Origin of the sequence: Micromonospora sp. CA-248089, from assembly GCF_050948515.1 — a bacterium.
Lineage (GTDB): Bacteria > Actinomycetota > Actinomycetes > Mycobacteriales > Micromonosporaceae > Micromonospora.
The window spans coordinates 3,451,422-3,467,196 of the sequence record NZ_CP192016.1 but is presented as its reverse complement, the minus strand read 5'-3'; the positions used below and the strand labels follow the sequence as shown (position 1 = coordinate 3,467,196).

Annotated in this window: 10 protein-coding genes; 5 read left to right on the top strand and 5 right to left on the bottom strand. The window is 74.4% G+C overall.

The annotated features are described in order from the left end of the window. Positions 1-7 precede the first annotated feature (7 nt). The 4 genes from ACQP26_RS16535 to ACQP26_RS16520 all read right to left on the bottom strand — a co-directional run bounded on the left by ACQP26_RS16535 (position 8) and on the right by ACQP26_RS16520 (position 6,948). A complete protein-coding gene (locus ACQP26_RS16535; RefSeq protein WP_433493291.1) occupies positions 8-2,071 on the bottom strand; it encodes a M4 family metallopeptidase in 2,064 nt (687 codons plus the stop codon). A gap of 412 nt (positions 2,072-2,483) precedes the next feature. Continuing rightward, positions 2,484-4,796, bottom strand: coding sequence for a transglycosylase domain-containing protein (locus ACQP26_RS16530; RefSeq protein WP_433493290.1), 2,313 nt, complete (start codon positions 4,794-4,796; stop codon positions 2,484-2,486). A 140-nt stretch (positions 4,797-4,936) separates the two neighbouring features. Further along, positions 4,937-5,596, bottom strand: a complete 660-nt coding sequence (locus ACQP26_RS16525; RefSeq protein WP_281577731.1) for a hypothetical protein — start codon at positions 5,594-5,596, stop codon at positions 4,937-4,939. 215 nt (positions 5,597-5,811) lie between these two features. Further along, positions 5,812-6,948, bottom strand: a complete 1,137-nt coding sequence (locus tag ACQP26_RS16520; protein ID WP_433493289.1) for a hypothetical protein — start codon at positions 6,946-6,948, stop codon at positions 5,812-5,814. Positions 6,949-7,104: 156 nt separating this feature from the next. On the opposite strand from ACQP26_RS16520, the gene ACQP26_RS16515 reads away from it, so the two are divergent. The 5 genes from ACQP26_RS16515 (at position 7,105) to ACQP26_RS16495 (ending at position 12,681) form a co-directional block, all read left to right on the top strand. Further along, complete coding sequence (locus ACQP26_RS16515) at positions 7,105-8,046, top strand: diacylglycerol/lipid kinase family protein (protein ID WP_281577733.1); 942 nt, start codon at positions 7,105-7,107, stop codon at positions 8,044-8,046. Positions 8,047-8,075: 29 nt separating this feature from the next. Then, a complete protein-coding gene (locus ACQP26_RS16510) occupies positions 8,076-8,846 on the top strand; it encodes a nucleotidyltransferase domain-containing protein (RefSeq protein WP_433493288.1) in 771 nt (256 codons plus the stop codon). Positions 8,847-8,892: 46 nt separating this feature from the next. Continuing rightward, the gene (locus tag ACQP26_RS16505) at positions 8,893-11,685 is read left to right on the top strand and encodes an FAD-binding and (Fe-S)-binding domain-containing protein (RefSeq protein ID WP_433493287.1); all 2,793 of its coding nucleotides are present in this window, start codon (positions 8,893-8,895) and stop codon (positions 11,683-11,685) included. Then, complete coding sequence (locus ACQP26_RS16500) at positions 11,685-12,104, top strand: glutaredoxin domain-containing protein (RefSeq protein ID WP_269705851.1); 420 nt, start codon at positions 11,685-11,687, stop codon at positions 12,102-12,104. Before ACQP26_RS16505 ends, ACQP26_RS16500 begins: the two co-directional genes overlap by 1 nt. 196 nt (positions 12,105-12,300) lie before the next feature. Then, complete coding sequence (locus tag ACQP26_RS16495; RefSeq protein ID WP_281577736.1) at positions 12,301-12,681, top strand: VOC family protein; 381 nt, start codon at positions 12,301-12,303, stop codon at positions 12,679-12,681. A 42-nt stretch (positions 12,682-12,723) separates the two neighbouring features. Here the strand turns inward: ACQP26_RS16495 and ACQP26_RS16490 are convergent, their stop codons facing one another. Then, positions 12,724-15,702, bottom strand: a complete 2,979-nt coding sequence (locus tag ACQP26_RS16490) for a glycosyl hydrolase (RefSeq protein WP_433493286.1) — start codon at positions 15,700-15,702, stop codon at positions 12,724-12,726. Positions 15,703-15,775: the final 73 nt, after the last annotated feature.

Genomic DNA, 15,775 nt, shown 5'->3' with positions numbered 1-15,775 from the left:
GCCACGGTCAGCTCAGGGTGACCGCGGTGTCGTCGACGACGAAGGACGTCTGCAACGAGCTGTCCTCCACGCCGCTGAACGAGATGGTCGCCGTGGTGCCCGCGAGCGACGAGACGTCGAAGGACCGCTGCACGTAGCCGGTGGCCTTGTTCAGGTTGGAGTAGGTCGCCAGCGTGGTGCTGCCGGCCTTGACGGTGAGCTTGTCGTACGCGGTGCTGGTGGTCGACTCCGCGCTGTCGATGTGCAGCCAGAAGCTCAACGTCGCCCGGCATCCGGCCGGGATCGTCACCGACTGGCTCAACGTGTCGGTGTGCGACGAGCCGTACCCGTCCAGCCACGCCTTGTACGAGCCGCCGTGCGCGGCCTGGCCGCTGTCGGTGGTGATGACGCCGGACGAGGCGCTCCAGCTCACGTTGCCCGACTCGAAGCCGGGGTTGGCGAGCTTGTTGCCGGAGCAGCCGCCCGACGGCGGGGTGGTCGTGGTGCTCGGCGTGGGCGTCGGGGTGCCGCCGGCGCAGGTCGGCTCACCGGACTGGGCCGGCACGCTCACCGCGGCCCAGGCCGCCTTGACCGTGTTGAACTCGGTGCAGCTGCTCGGGTAGAGGTTCTTCGCCGCCTGCAGCGTCCACACGCGGTACTTCAGGTAGGACGAGGAGGACGTCTTCAGCAGCATCGCGTTGTACATGATCTTCATGGCCTTCTGGATGCCCAGGCCGGTCACGCTGCTGCTGTTGCAGGTCGAGCTGGACGGCTGCCCGTTGGTCGGGCTGCTGCCGTTGGCCAGCAGGTAGAACCAGTGGTTGCCCGGGCCGGCCGCGGCGTGCACCTCGGTCGACGGGATGCTGCTGGAGTAGCAGTTCGGGTCGCCGAGCGCCGACGGGTTGTACATGTTGCGGATCGGGCCGGAGCCGACCAGGTTGATCTTCTCGCCGACCAGGAAGTCCGGTGCGTCGTAGCTGGACGGCTCGTTGGCGAACCACTCGGTGGCCGCGCCGAACGTGTCCGCCACGAACTCCTGCGTACCGCCGCCGGAAATGCCGCCGGGGGTGGTGTCGTCGATGCCGTGACCGATCTCGTGCGCCACCACGTCCAGCGAGCCGATCCACTGGCCGGCGGTGTTCTTGCCGATCTGCACCTGGCTGCCGTCGTAGTAGGCGTTCTGGTCGTTGAGACCGACCCGGATCGGCCAGTAGCCGCCGTTGCCGTTGGCGCCGTTGCGGCCCAGCCACTGGGCGAGCATCTTGTGCTCGGTCTGCGCCGAGAACAACGCGTCCACGCAGCCGGTTTCCTTGTTGGTGGCGGTGCCGTTGCCCCACACGTCGTCGGAGCCGCTGAACGTGGTGTTGTTCGCCGAGTCCTGGCAGCTCAGGTTGGTGACGGTCGGGTCCTTCATGGTGTACGTGGAGCCCGACTGGGTGGTGTTGAGCGTGAGCGGGCTGGGCCCGTTCCAGGCGCCGGTGCCGGTGCCGCGGACGACGTGTTCCTGCGTGCGCAGGATCGCGCCGGTGCGGGCGTCGACGTCGACGGTGAGCCGGCTGGGGCCGTCCGCGCCGGTGCCGCGAACAGTGGTCTCCCAGGCCAGCGCCGGTGCGGCGCCGAGCGTGTAGACCACGAGCGTGGTGCCCTCGACGGCGCTGACCGTCTTGAGCTGGGCGCGCGCCGTGGTCGCGGCGGCGTCCCGGGTCAGCGCGGGCGTGGTGGCGAGGGCGCCGATGGGCCGCTGCTGGGCGACCGAGGCGTACTTCAGGTTGCCGGCCGCGTCCGTGGCGAGCACGAAGTCCCCGCCGACCACCGGCAGGCCCTTGTAGGTGCGCTCGTAGGGCACGTACTGGGTGCCCTCGGAGGAGATGACCGGCTTCTGGACGAACGCGTCGTCGGCGCCGGCCTGCAGGTAGGCGGGGCGGTTCGCGACCAGCGCGCGGGCCGAGTCGGCGGCGACCGCGCGGGCCTGGGCCGGGTCCGGGGCGGCGGGTCCGGGTGGCGCGGCCTGCACGGCCGCGGCGGTGCCGGCGGCGAGGATGCCGGCCGCGGCCGCGCCGGTGAGCGCGGCGAAGCGAGGTGTGAGTTTCACGGGGGTTTGCTCCTGTTCTACAGGCGCGCCGCACGGAGCCCGGTGGGGACGGGCGGCGCGGTGGTGCGAGGCAGGGTGACGGCCGGTCACCGGAGCTGCCGGCGTGGCTCCGGGTCGACAGATCGACCGTCGCGAGTCGCCGGGGGTCGGCTGCTCGCTGGTGCACAATCACACGCCGCCCGAGCCCGGAGCAATGGGTGACCTGGGCAACGGCTGACAGTCGGGCGCGTCGCGACGCGCGCCGATTCAGGCAACCATGATCTTCAATAGCCCCTGATCAGGGCGAACATCGCCGACGGTGGATGAAGTGCCGTGCAAATTGCGGACGTTGCCGCTGTGTGCGAATGGCGCGCATAGACGCGAGGCCGCCGTGCGCTCGGCCGGGCGGCGGTCGCACCGCCGCCCGGCCGGGTCAGCGCGGGCCGCGGGTCCGCGTCGGCGACACGGTGGGCAGCGGTGGCAGCGACGGTGTCAGCGTCGGCCGTGAGCTCGGCCGACCGGTCGGCTCCGGGCTCGGGCTCGACCGGGTCGGGCTCGGGCTCGGCGACGCCGACGGCGTGGGCGCGGCGGTGGTCGGCGGCGGCGCCGACCGGGTCGGTTCCGGGGTCTCGCCGGGGAAAGCCGGCTCGCCGAACCGGTGCTTGTCCGGGTCGAGCTTCATCGCCGCGGTGGCCCGGGTCATGAACTGCCGCCAGATCGGCGCGGCGCCGGTCGAGCCGTACACCTCGTAGCTGCCGCTCTTCGTGCGCAGCGGCTTGCCGTCGGTGGTGCCCAGCCAGACGGCCGAGGCGAGCGCGCCGGTCCAGCCGACCATCCAGGTGTGCACGTTCTGGGTGGTGCTCTGCCCGGCCTGCCAGGTGCCGGTCTTGCCCGCGGAGTCCCAGCCGTTGCCCAACTCGGCGGCCCGGACCCGGCGCAGCGTCCAGTCCAGCTGGTCGATCGCCTCCCGGTCCAGCCCCAGGTCGGTGGTGCGCAGTTGCTCGGTCCACACCTCCTCGTCGTCCTTGCTCACCGACCGGACGAAGTGCGCGTCGGCGCGCTTGCCGCCGGCCGCGAACGTGGCCATGCCGTTCGCGTGGTCCTGCACGGTGATGCCGTACTGCCCGATCCCGACCTCGGTGGAGAACCGCTTCGCCACCTCGTCGGCCGGGTCGCTGCGCAGGTCGACGCGCTGCGGCCGGGGATTGCCCCGGACCGTCTCCCACATCGACTCCACGCCCGCCTGCCGGGCCATCTCGATCACCTTGTCGGTGCCGAGCTTCTCGGTCAGCTCGAAGTAGGTCACGTTCAGCGAGGCGACGGTGGCCTCCCAGAGCGCGCAGTCCGGCTGGCAGGACGCGCGCTCGGCGTTGCGGATCGGCCCGGCCGCGCTGCCCCTGGTCCGCCCCGAGGCGGGGAACTCCTTGGTGTCCGGCGAGTCGAACCGCTGCTTCACCGAGATCCCGTCGCGGACGGCGGCGGCCAGGTCGTACACCTTGAACGACGACCCCGGCGGATGCTGGCCGAAGCCGCGGGTCTCACCGTTCTCGTCGTAGTACCAGCCCGCGTAGTCTGCGCCGGAGCCCTTGTCGCCGCCGTAGTAGCCGAGCACCCGGCCGGTGCCCGGCTCCACCGCGACCAGCGCCGCCTGCCAGTTGCGCGGCTGGCCGCGTACCGCCTGCGGCGCGGTGTCGCGGCGGATGTCCGCCGCCGCCTCGGCCGCGTCCTGGACCCGCTTGTCGATGGTGGTGACGATCCGGTAGCCGCCGTCGCGGATCACCTCGTCGGGCTTGCCGCGGAACGGGTCGGTCTCGCGCAGCTCGGCGAGCACGTGGTTGACGACCAGGCCGGTCGGCCGGTCCAGGTCGGAGCGTCCCGCGTCCTTGTCGATCGGCCGGACCGTGTCCGGGTACGCGAGGTCGGCTGCCTGCTGCGGCGTCAGGTAGCCGAGCTTGACCATGCCGTCGCGGATGTAGTTCCACCTGTCGATCGAGTTCTGCCGGGCCAGCGCGTTGCGGCGCGGGTCGTAGCCGGGCGTGCCCTCGGGGTCGGCCGGGTCCGCCTCCGGCTGCTTGACCATGGCGCAGAGCACCATCGCCTCGGCCTGGGTGAGCTGCCGCTCGGGCGGCGCGTCCCGGCGCACCGTCTTGCCGAAGTACGTCTGCGCGGCTGCCTCGATGCCGTACGCGCCCCGCCCGAACGGCACGGTGTTCAGGTAGAAACCGAGGATCTCCTCCTTCGAGTACGCGTCGTCGAGCTTCCACGCGATCACCGCCTCGCGCAGCTTGCGGGAGTAGGTGACCCCGCGCAGATCCGCGGCGATGCGCGCGTACTGCTGGGTGAGGGTGGACGCGCCCTGCCGCTGGCCGCCGCTCACGTTCGCCCAGGCGGCGCGCAGTACGCCCTTGAAGTCGATGCCGCGGTTGGTCCAGAACGTACGGTCCTCGGCGGCCACGATCGCCTGCTTCGCCGAGTCGTTCATCTGGTCGTACGGCACGATGGTGCGGTTCTGCGCGCCCAGCTTCGCCATCGGCGTGCGCCCGTCGGCGTAGTAGACGGTGGTGGACTCGGGCAGCTTCAGGTCACTGGGCGTCGGCACGCTGTCGAAGTAGTAGCCGCCGGCCACCAGCCCGCAGCCGGCCAGCAGCGTGCAGACCGCGAGGACGACCAGCAGACGCCGCCGCTTGCGCCTGGGGCGCACCGGCGGCGCGCCGCCCGGCCCCGCTGTGGATCCGCTGTTCCGCACGCGTTACCTCCGACTGCTCGGCTGAGTCGTGCCCGGCTCGCAGGCTAACCGAGCTGCGCCAACGGCACCGGCCGACGAACCCGGACGCGCGGGTCCGGGCCGGGGCGGACGGCCGCCGCCCCGGCCCGGGGCTCACCCGGTCAGTGCGCCGCCCGTCCGGCGGCCCGGTCGTCGTGCTCCCGCCGGGCGGCCCGGCGGGTCCGCCACCTGTCGCTGCCGCCCGCGTGGAACGGCGCCGACCGCCACAACGACCGCACCGGCGTGCCGTCCGGGGCGGCGAATGTCTCCCGTTCGGCATAGCCGAGTCGCCGCAGCAGCTCCTCCTGCTCACCGGCGCACGGGTGCGCGTACGTGGGCAGGCTCAACGTGTCCATCCGGCGCTGCGCCGCGGACAGCGCCTCCGCCGCGCCGCCCCGGGGCGCGGCCAGCAGCGCCAGGTTGTTGTGCGGTTCGGCCGGGCGCCGTGCCGCCAGTTCCGCACCGAGGCGGCGGAACCGGTCCCCGTCCGGCCCGGCGGCTCCGGCGAGACGGTCGGCGTACCGGTGGGGGGTGGGGATCGGGCGGTAGCGGTGGAACCAGACGGTGGCGGCGCTGCCGTCGGGCAGCAGGAACGCGTCGCCGAACAGCAGCGCGTGTTCGGTCCAGATCCGCGCCACGGCGGCGAGGACCGGCAGGCGGCGCGAGGTGTCGGGGACGAGCCAGGCGGCCAGCGCGGTGGGCGCGAGGGCCTCGGCGACCAGATCGGCGATCCGGCCGATGTCGCACCATCGGGCGCGGACGACGGGCAGGGCAGTGCTCATGAACGAACTCCTGTTTGTCCAGGCGTTGTCGGGTCGGTTGCGGGCGCCGGACGACAGTCGGCGGCGCCGCCGCGGCATGCGGCAGTCGGGCGGGACACGCCCGTGCTCCGGATCGGAGGTGGTGCCTGTGGAGTCCGCTCAGGCGGGTCTGGTGCCGGGGCGCGACGTGCGCGACGGCGGAAGCGGCTCGGCCGCCGGTCGGGCGTACCGGTGGGTCAGCGCGGGCAGCCGCCAGCGGTTCGCGTGCGCGTCGGCCGGCTCGCTGTGCACCGCGCCGCCGCCGTGGGTGACGCCGTCGAGCGGCAGCGGCAGGGCGGGCGCGGTCGTGACGTGCGCGGCCGGACCGACAGTCGCCGGTGCCCGGCTGCGTACGCTGTCGACCCACCGCGCGCCGACGACGGTGGGGTGCGCGCCGCCGAGGCGGCGAGGACCGGTCCGCTGGGCGGCGTGTCGTGCGCACGCCCGGGTGCCGGTGCCGGTGCCGGCGTCGCGGCCGGGTCGGCCGGGACGACCGGGGTACCCGGATCGGCCGGGCCGGGCACGGGTTCGTCGGGTGCCGGAGGCGGGCCGGGTTCCGGCGGGTCGAGCAGATCGGTCACCGGGCTGAGCGGGTCGAGCACCGGATCCAGCGGGTCGAGCACCGGTTCCAGGCCCCGCCAGACCGGGCCGAGGATCGGGTGCAACGGCTCCACGACCGGGGACAGCAGGTCCGCCACCGGGTCGAGCACGCCCACCGTCACCGGGTCGGTGACCGGGCGCAGACCGTCGGCGACGGGCGCGAGCAGGTGATCGCGCAGCGGGTCGGTGACCGGGCGCAGACCGTCGGCGACGGGCGTGAGCACGTGGTCCCGGACCGGGGTCACCACCGCCTCGACCACCCGGCCGGTGGCCGGTGCCGCGCCGCCCGGTCGGCCCGGTGCCGGCTCGGCGGGCGCGGCCGGAACCGCGCCCGGCGCCGATGGTCCGGCCTTACCAGGCGCTGTCGGCTCGGCCTTTCCCGGCGCTGCCGGTTGGACCGGGCCCGGGGCCGGCGCGGAGACACCCGGCGTCGGCGAGGGCGCGCCGGAGTCGGGAACAGGCGCGGCGGGCGCCGTCGGCCCCGCCGTGGCGCCGCCGGACCCGGAAGGGGGCGCGCCGCCGTCGTCGGTTCCGGACATCGGCAGGCCGAGCGCCGTCCCGAGCGTGTGGGTGAGCACCCCGACCGTGGCGGTGAGCGGGCCGGACGGACGGTCGGCGGCGTGGGCGGCCGAGCCGGATGCGACCTCGTGGGCGCCCCAGACCACGGCCATGCCGCCGAGCAGCAGACCGAGGCGCAGCGTGTAGCGCGCCACCCACCCGGTCCGTCCCGACATCCCACACCTTTCGGACCCGCACCCGGCGGCACGGATCGACGCACCGCACTGTACCGAACGTGGCGGTCCGGGCACAGTACGCCGTCGATGCGAGTCGGGCGCGTCGCGCCGGGGCCGCAGGCGTGGGATCCGCGGCGTCCGGGTACCAGCCGGGCCATGGACACGCGCACGGCCGAACGCCCGGACACCGCCCCCGCCCCCGCCGCGCCTCCGGCCGGTGTGGTCGCCGTCGTCGCCCACCGCAAGAAGACGTTCGGCGGTGGGCTCGACGAACTGCGCTCCCGCCTCGTCGGCGCCGGGGTCGGCCGGCTGCTCTGGTACGAGGTGCCCAAGAGCCGCAAGGCCCCCAAGCGGGTCCGTGCGGCGCTGGACTCCGGCGCCGAGCTGGTGCTGGTGTGGGGCGGCGACGGCATGGTGCAGCGGTGTGCCGACGCCCTGGCCGGCAGCGGTGTGCCGATGGGGATCCTGCCCGCCGGGACCGCCAACCTGTTCGCGGTGAACCTGGGCATCCCGGTCGACCTGCCCGAGGCGGTACGCATCGCGTTGCACGGCCGCCGGCGCGAGCTGGACCTGGGCCGGATCAACGGCGAGCACTTCGCGGTGATGGCGGGCGCCGGGTTCGACGGCGACCTGATCCGTGACGCCGACCGGCAGCTCAAGGGCCGGTTCGGCCGGATCGCGTACGTCTGGACCGGGCTGCGGCACGTACGCGGCGAGTGCGTACGGACCCGGATCCGGGTCGACGGCGCCGACTGGTTCGACGACGAGGCGAGCTGCGTGCTGTTCGGCAACGTCGGCACCATCACCGGCGGCATCCCGGCCTTCGACGACGCCCGCCCCGACGACGGGGCCCTCGAAGTCGGCGTGTCCACCGCCAGCGGCGCCGTGGACTGGGCGCGCACGCTGGGCCGGATGGCCGCCGGGCGCTCCGAGGAGTCGCCGTTCGTGCGGATCACCCGGGGCCGCAAGATCAGGGTTCGGTTCGACGCGCCGAAGACGTACGAGCTGGACGGCGGCGCCCGGGGCAAGGCGAAACGGCTCAAGGTCAAGGTCGTCCCGGGCGCGCTGACCGTGTGCTGTCCGGACCCGGCGGACTGACCGCGCCCGGGCCGGGGCAGGATGCCGGAATGCGCGACGACATCCGCGACTACCTGGCCGAAGTGCTCCGCCGCTCCCGGGACGTGCTCGGTGACGACCTGGTCGGCGCGTACGCCGCCGGATCGGTCGGGCTGGGCGCGTATCAGCCGGGCCGCAGCGACGTGGACGTGGCGCTGGTGGCGGCCGGGCCGGTGCCGGAGCCGGACAAGCGTCTGCTCGTGGACCGGCTGCGGCACGAGTCGCTGCCCTGCCCGGCACGCGGCCTGGAACTGGTCGTCTACCGACGAGACGTCGCGGCTTCCGGCACCGCGGAGCCGGGCTTCGAGGTCGAGCTGAACACCGGCGCGACCATGCCGTTCCGCGCCACCTACGACCCGGCGGACCGGCCCGCCGCCGACGGGCGGTTCTGGTACGCGCTGGACCGCAGCATCCTGCGCCAGTCCGGCTTGGCCCTGCTCGGCCCGCCCGCCGCCGACGTGTTCGCCGACCCGTCCCCGCAGGCGCTGCGGACGCTGCTGGCCGACGCGCTGCGCTGGTGGCTGGCGCTGCCCACGCCGCCCGGCGACACACCGGCCCCCGGCGCGGAGGACGCGGTGCTCGGGGCCTGCCGGACGCTGGTGCGCTGGCGCGACGGCGTGTGGCTGGGCAAGGTCGACGCCGGGCTGCGGGTCGCCGCCGACGACCCGGACGCCGCGCTGATCCGGACCTCGATCGAGGCTCGCCGGGGCGGTACGCCGCCGTCCGGCCCGGCCGCCCGCGCGTTCCAGCGGCGGGTGCTGGAGCGGATCACCGCGCGGTGAGCGCCGCCGTGCGTGACTACTGTGAGCCGGGGGAGGTGCGGTGATCATGACGGAGCTGAGCGCGTCCACGCGGGCCGGGCTGGAGGCGGTGGTGCCCGGCGGCGTGGCGACCCGGGCCGCGGACCGGCTGCGGATGGCCCACGACGCCTCGCACTACCTGCTGCACCCCGGCGCGGTGATCACCCCGTCCGACGTAGGCCAGGTCGCCGCGCTGCTGGCGTACGGCGCCCGCACCGGCACCCCGCTGACGTTCCGCTCCGGCGGCACCAGCCTCAGCGGCCAGGCGGTCACCGACCGGCTGCTGGTCGACGTGCGGCGGCACTTCCGCGACCTGAGCGTGCTCGACGACGGGCGGCGGGTGCGGGTGCAGCCGGGAGTGGTGCTGCGGCAGGTGAACGCGCGCCTGGCGCCGTACGGCCGCAAGCTCGGCCCCGACCCGGCCAGCGAGTCCGCGTGCACGGTCGGCGGCGTGGTCGCCAACAACTCCAGCGGCATGACCTGCGGCACCGAGTTCAACACGTACCGGACGCTGGAGTCGCTGGTCCTCGCGCTGCCCAGCGGCACCGTGCTGGACACCGGCGCCCCGGACGCCGACGCCCGGCTGCGCGCCGCCGAACCGGCCCTGCACGCCGGGCTGCTGCGGCTGCGCGACCGGGTACGCGGCAACCCCGACTCGGTGCGCCGCATCCGCGCCCAGTACGCCATGAAGAACACCATGGGGTACGGCGTGAACGCGTTCCTCGACCACGACGACCCGGCCGACCTGCTCACCCGGCTCGTGGTGGGCAGCGAGGGCACGCTCGCGTTCGTCGCCTCGGCGACGTTCCGGACCGTACCCGTGCACCGGCACGCCGCGACCGGCCTGCTGGTCTTCGACTCCCTGGGCGCGGCGATGGCCGCCATGCCGGCGCTGGTGGCCGCCGGGCCGGCGGCGGTCGAGCTGCTGGATGCCGCCGCCCTGCGGGTGGCCCAGCGCGACCCGAAGGCGGACGCCGCGCTGCGCGGCCTGGCCGTGCGCGGGCACGCGGCGCTGCTCGCCGAGTGGCAGGAGTCCGACCCGGCGGCGCTCGCCGACCGGGTCGCCGGCGCCGAACCGGTGCTCGCCGGCCTGCCGTTGAGCGCCCCGGCCCGGCTCAGCGGCGAGTCCGCCGCCCGCGCCGCGCTGTGGCACATCCGCAAGGGCCTGTACGCGGCGGTCGCGGGCGCCCGCCCGTCCGGCACCACGGCGCTGCTGGAGGACATCGCCGTGCCGGTCGAGGCGCTCGCCGGCACCTGCGCGTCGCTGGCCGAGCTGTTCGAGCGGCACCGGTACGCCGACAGCGTCATCTTCGGCCACGCGAAGGACGGCAACCTGCACTTCATGCTCAACGAGCGGTTCGACGGGGGTGAGGCCCCGGCGCGCTACGCCGACTTCACCGAGGAGATGGTCGACCTGGTGCTCGGCCACGGCGGCACGCTAAAGGCCGAGCACGGGACCGGCCGGGTGATGGCCCCGTACGTGCGCCGTCAGTTCGGTGACGAGCTGTACGAGGTGATGCGCGAGCTGAAGACGCTCTGCGACCCCGACGGCGTGCTGAATCCTGGTGTGCTGCTCAGCGACGACCCGGAGATCCACATGCGGCACCTCAAGACCGTGCCGGCGGTGGAGGAGGAGGTGGACCGCTGCGTCGAGTGCGGCTACTGCGAGCCGGTCTGCCCCAGCCGCGACCTCACCACCACGCCTCGGCAGCGCATCGTGCTGCGCCGGGAGATCGCCGCCGCGCGGGCCGCCGGCGACACCGCGCTGGCCCGGGAACTGACCGACGCCTACGACTACGACGCGGTGCAGACCTGCGCCGTCGACGGCATGTGCGCCACCGCCTGCCCGGTGCTGATCAACACCGGTGACCTCGTCAAGCGGCTGCGCGCGCAGGAGCACGGCCGGGCGGCGGGGACCGCCTGGCGCGGCGCGGCCCGCCGCTGGGGCGCCACCACCCGGGGCATGGCCCGTGGGCTCGACCTGGCCGGGGCGCTGCCGCCCGCGCTGCCCGAGGCCGCCACCCGGGCCGCCCGCGCGGTGCTCGGCGCGGACCGGGTACCGCGGTGGCAACGGGACCTGCCGCGCGGCGGCACCCCCCGCCGCCCGCACCGGGCCGACGACCCGGACGCGGTGTTCGTCCCGTCCTGCCTGGGCACCCTGTTCGCTCCGGAGCGGGGCGGCACCGGCGTGGCAGCCGCGCTGCTCACGCTCGCCGAGCGGGCCGGCGTACGCCTGCTCGTGCCGGACGGCATCGGCGACCTGTGCTGCGGCACCCCCTGGTCGTCGAAGGGCCTCACCGAGGGCTACCGGGCGGTGCGCGACCGCGTCCCGCCGGTGCTGCGCGCGGCCAGCCGCGACGGCGCGCTGCCGGTGGTCAGCGACGCCGCGTCCTGCACCGAGGGTTTCGAGCGGCTGCTCGACGGCGCCGGCGACGTGCGGGTCGTGGACGCGGTGGCGTACACCGCCGGCACGCTGCTGCCCCGCCTGACCGTGCGCCGCCGGATCGGTTCGCTCGCGCTGCACCCGACCTGCTCGTCGGTCCGGCTCGGCCTGGACGACGCGCTGCTCACCGTGGCCCGCGCGGTCGCCGACGAGGTGGTGGTCCCGGAGGGCTGGCAGTGCTGCGGCTTCGCCGGTGACCGGGGGCTGCTGCATCCGGAGCTGACCGCGTCGGCCACCCGGGCCGAGGCCGCCGCCGTCACGGCCCGGCCCTTCGACGGGTACGCCTCGGTGAACCGCACCTGCGAGATCGGGCTGGCGCGGGCCACCGGGCAGCCGTACCGGCACCTGCTGGAGCTGCTGGCCGAGGTGACCTCGTGATGCGCAGCTGGCGATTCGCGGCGCTGATGCTGGTCGTCGGCGTGGCGGTGGCCGCCGGCCAGGACACGCCGGTGTCGGCGACGGCGGGGTTCCTGGCGTTCGCCGCGCTGGCGGCCGTCTTCTCGCCGCTGGCGTTCCCCCGGTCGCTGACCGCTGCGCAGGCCCGTCGGCGCAGCGCTGACGACGGCCGGCCGGTGATCTACTGGCGGCCCGGCTGCACGTACTGCCTGCGGTTGCGTCTCCGGCTGGGCGGGCGGGCCCGGCGCGCGTACTGGGTGGACATCTGGCGCGACCCGGAGGCCGCCGCCGCCGTCCGGGCGGTGACCGGCGGCGACGAGACGGTCCCCACCGTGGTGCTGCCGGACCGGGCGGTGGTCAATCCCGACCCGGCGTGGCTGCGGGCGCGGCTCGGCGCCTGACCTGGCGAACCCCGGCACCGGCGGCCCGACGGGCATACCGTGCGAAGAGGGCGTCGCGGACGGCGCCCCGGACGACCTGGCCGAGACCGGGCGGCGGGTGACGCCCGCTGGTCGGCGCACCAGGCGGATCAGCGCGACCTCGGCGCGGTACGCGCGCGGGGCTGCCGGTGCCGCCGGTCGTGGCTAAGCTCGGCCGATGCATCGATCGCGGTTGTATGCCCTCATCATCGACGCGCCGCGGGACGAGGCGGGGGAAGCGGCCGCGTTCTGGTCCGCCGCGCTCGGCGCGGACCTGCGCACCGATCCGGCCGAACCGGAGTTCGCCGGCCTGGCCGACGTGGTGCCGGGGCTGGTCACCGCCGTGCAGTCGGTCGGCGACGCGCCCCGCTACCACCTCGACATCGAGACCGACGACGTGGCCGCCGAGGTGGAGCGGCTGTGCGGGCTGGGCGCCACGCCGGTGTCCCGCTGGCTCGACTGCCACGTGCTGCGGGCGCCGGGCGGGCACCTGCTGTGCGTGATTCCGGTGGCGAGCGACAGCGAGTTGTTCGAGACCACCGCCACCCGCTGGCCGTGACCCGGCGCCCCGGCGGTGAGCCGGGGCGCCGGTGCCACGGGGTCAGGAGCCGTACGGCAGCGTGACCGTCGAGCTGTTGCCGACGCCGAGGATTGTGGGCGCGCCGCCGATGGCGTTCCACACCTCGACGCGTACCGTGCCGCCGGCCAGGCTGCCCAGCGTGCCGGTGGACGAGAGCAGACCCTGCGTCTGCCGGTAGCGCTCCGCACCCGGGACCGGATCGGTGGCGAAGTACCTGTAGGTCTCCACCCGCTCGACGCTGCCGTTGCCGGTCAGGTCGTAGGAGACCCGGATCTGGACGCCGTTGCCGACCGCGGTGCCCGCGTCGACGGCCAGGTCGAACGCGGTCGCCCCGCCGGTGTACGTGCCGGTCAGCCCGGTGGCGGTGAACACCTGCGGGTTGGTGGGCGTGCCGTCGGAGTTGCCGGTCGCCGCCGCCACGTTCACCGTGCCGGAGGTGCCGGCGGTGCCGTCCAGGCCGCCGCCGGACCGTAGGTACCGGACCGGCTTCAGCGGGCTGCCCGTACCCGTCGGGCTGGGGCTCGCGGAGGTCGGCGTCGGGCTCGCGGTGGTCGGGGTGGGGCTGGGCCCCGACGTCGACGGGCTGCCGGTCGGCACGGCTCCGCCGCCGGTGGCGTTGCCGCCGCTCCACGTGTACGCCCCGGACGTGGCGGTCTTCCCGGCCGGCACGGCGAGCGTGACGCCGGTGGAGAACGTGACGGTCAGCGGCCGGGCGGTGATGTTCGACGCCACGTAGGTGCGGACGCCGTTCTTGACGAACACCTTCGCCAGCGGGTGGTTCGCCGTCACCGTGGTGTCCACGGTGCCGAGCGCGGCCAGGTTGCGGATCCAGTGGAACGTGTGCGCCTTGCTCTCCCCCTCCTCACTGGTGAACCCGCTGTTCGCCCGGAAGTTGCGCAGCGCCTGCTCGCCGTCGCCGAGGGCCAGGAACTCCCAGATGATGTCCTGCCACACCGTCGGCGGGCCGCCCTTGTTGGTGACCAGCTCGGCGTAGTTGGCCTTGACGTACTCGGGGAAGTCGCCCAGGTAGAGGTGCCCGCCGGTGATCGGCAGCATGTTGATGCCCTGGATCATCTCGGGCGCCGCGGAGAACCAGGTGGAGTACGACCCGCCGTCGCCCCAGACCATGCCGACCGTCTTGTGCCCGAACGCGGACGGGAAGTTCTGGTCGTGCACGTCGAACCAGTACTCGGAGATGGCCGCGGACTGCGTGGTCCACAGGTAGACCCCGGCGTCACGGACGGCGGTGTCGCCGGTGGCCTGACCCCACTGGATCAGCGCGTTGGCGAAGTTCATCCCCTCCGACGAGGACTCCTGGTTGTTGCCGGCGAAGAACGGCGCCAGGCCGGAGGCCCAGTCGTGGCCGGCGTAGATGTCGAAGTCCCGCAGGTAGGGGAAGCGGCTGTCGGCGCGGTCGTAGTTGTTGGCGTCCCGGATGAGCAGGTCGACCATGCCGCCGTAGCGGCTGTCGTCGGCCCACCCCGGGTCGAACTTGGCGACGGTGGCGGCGGCGGCGATGAAGTAGCCGTAGTGGAAGTGGTGGTCGTTGAGGTCCTCGTCGGAGCCGTACGAGGCGGGGTAGCCGATCAGCGTGCCCCAGTTGCGGTCGTAGTAGAACAGCTGGCCGGTCTCGCCGGAGCCGGCGGTGAGCCAGTTCGTCAGCCGGTTCTTCATGGCGGTCAGCGCCGCGTCGCGGACCGAGGTCTGCCCGAGCTGGTCGGCGATCTCGGCGATCCGGGCCGCCCGGCCGAGTCCCTTGCCGGCCCAGTACGTGTCCGGGCCGCTGACGCCCTCGGGGTTGCCCTGCTCGGCGTTCAGGTAGCCGGTGACTGTGGACAGGTCCGCGCCGCTGGAGTCGCCCACGGCGGGCACCTCCGGCAGCACGCCGGTGAAGCGCATCGTGGTGGTGAACGACGGCACGCCGGTGAGCACCCGCATGGCGCCGCGCGCCGAGACGTAGGTCTGGCTGATCGGGGTGGCGCCGGTGAGGCTGCGCCACTGGTGCGGGTAGAGCGCCACGACCGTCTTCGTCTCGCTGCCCTCCCGAGGGGTGGTGGTGAACGCGTACGTGGTGCGCACCGTGCCGGCGGACGGGTCGTAGGCGTAGCTCATCCGGGTGCCGGTGACGTGGGCGTGGGCGTACCGGCCGAAGGTGTCGGCGAGGGCGGCCCGGTCTCCGCCGCCGGGCAGCACCGCGACCGAGAAGTACCCCTTGCCGGCCAGCGTGGAGCTGATGCCGGTGCCGTTGACGGTCCAGGTCGCGCCGCTCGGGGCGTACGCGACGTAGTCGTGGCCGCGGACGGTGAAGCCGATGGTGGCGCCGGAGTTGCGCCAGACGGTGGGCGTCCCGGCGGCGGTGAGCTGCGCGGTGCCGCCGCTGACCGTGTAGTAGCTGATCGGCAGCCCGTGGCCGATGGTGGCGCGCATGGTGCGGCTACCGTCGCTCCAGTCCGCGGTGACGGTCCAGTCGCTCCACCCGGCGGCCTTCACGACCGGCGCGGACAGCCCGGGCATCCCGACGCGGACGTCCTCGGTGTACGGGTAGTGGAACTCGCCGACGCCGGTGGCGGTGCCGCTGATCGCGGGCGTGGTGGTGTACGACAGCCCGAGCCCGTTGGTCTCGGCCTTGGCCGCCAGCGGGTGCGCGTGCAGGACCTCGCTGCCGGTGCAGTTGTTGCGCTTCCAGATCAGCGAGGACCACCAGTCGTTCGTGGGGATCGCGCCGGCCGGCGCGTCGGCGGTGGTGAAGGTCCTCGGGTTGGTGCTGATCGCGCCGCAGCCCTTCGGCAGCAGGGCCCCGGCGGGTCGGGTCTCGGTGTAGCTGCCCGCGCCGACGGCGCCGGCGGTTGCGGTGCCGCCACCGCCGACCACGACGCCGAGCAGGCCGGCGGCGAGCACGGAGGCGGCGACGAGGGCGGTCGCCCGCAGCCCGCGACGGCGGGCCGGGGACGGGACGGGCGGGGGTACGGGGTCGGGGGAGAAGTCCCGCAGGAGGGTCATGGAGGTCCCCTTCACGAGAAGGCGAGGTACGGGGGTGGTGTTGCGGCGTCGTGAGAGCGCTCTCTTGGGAAGG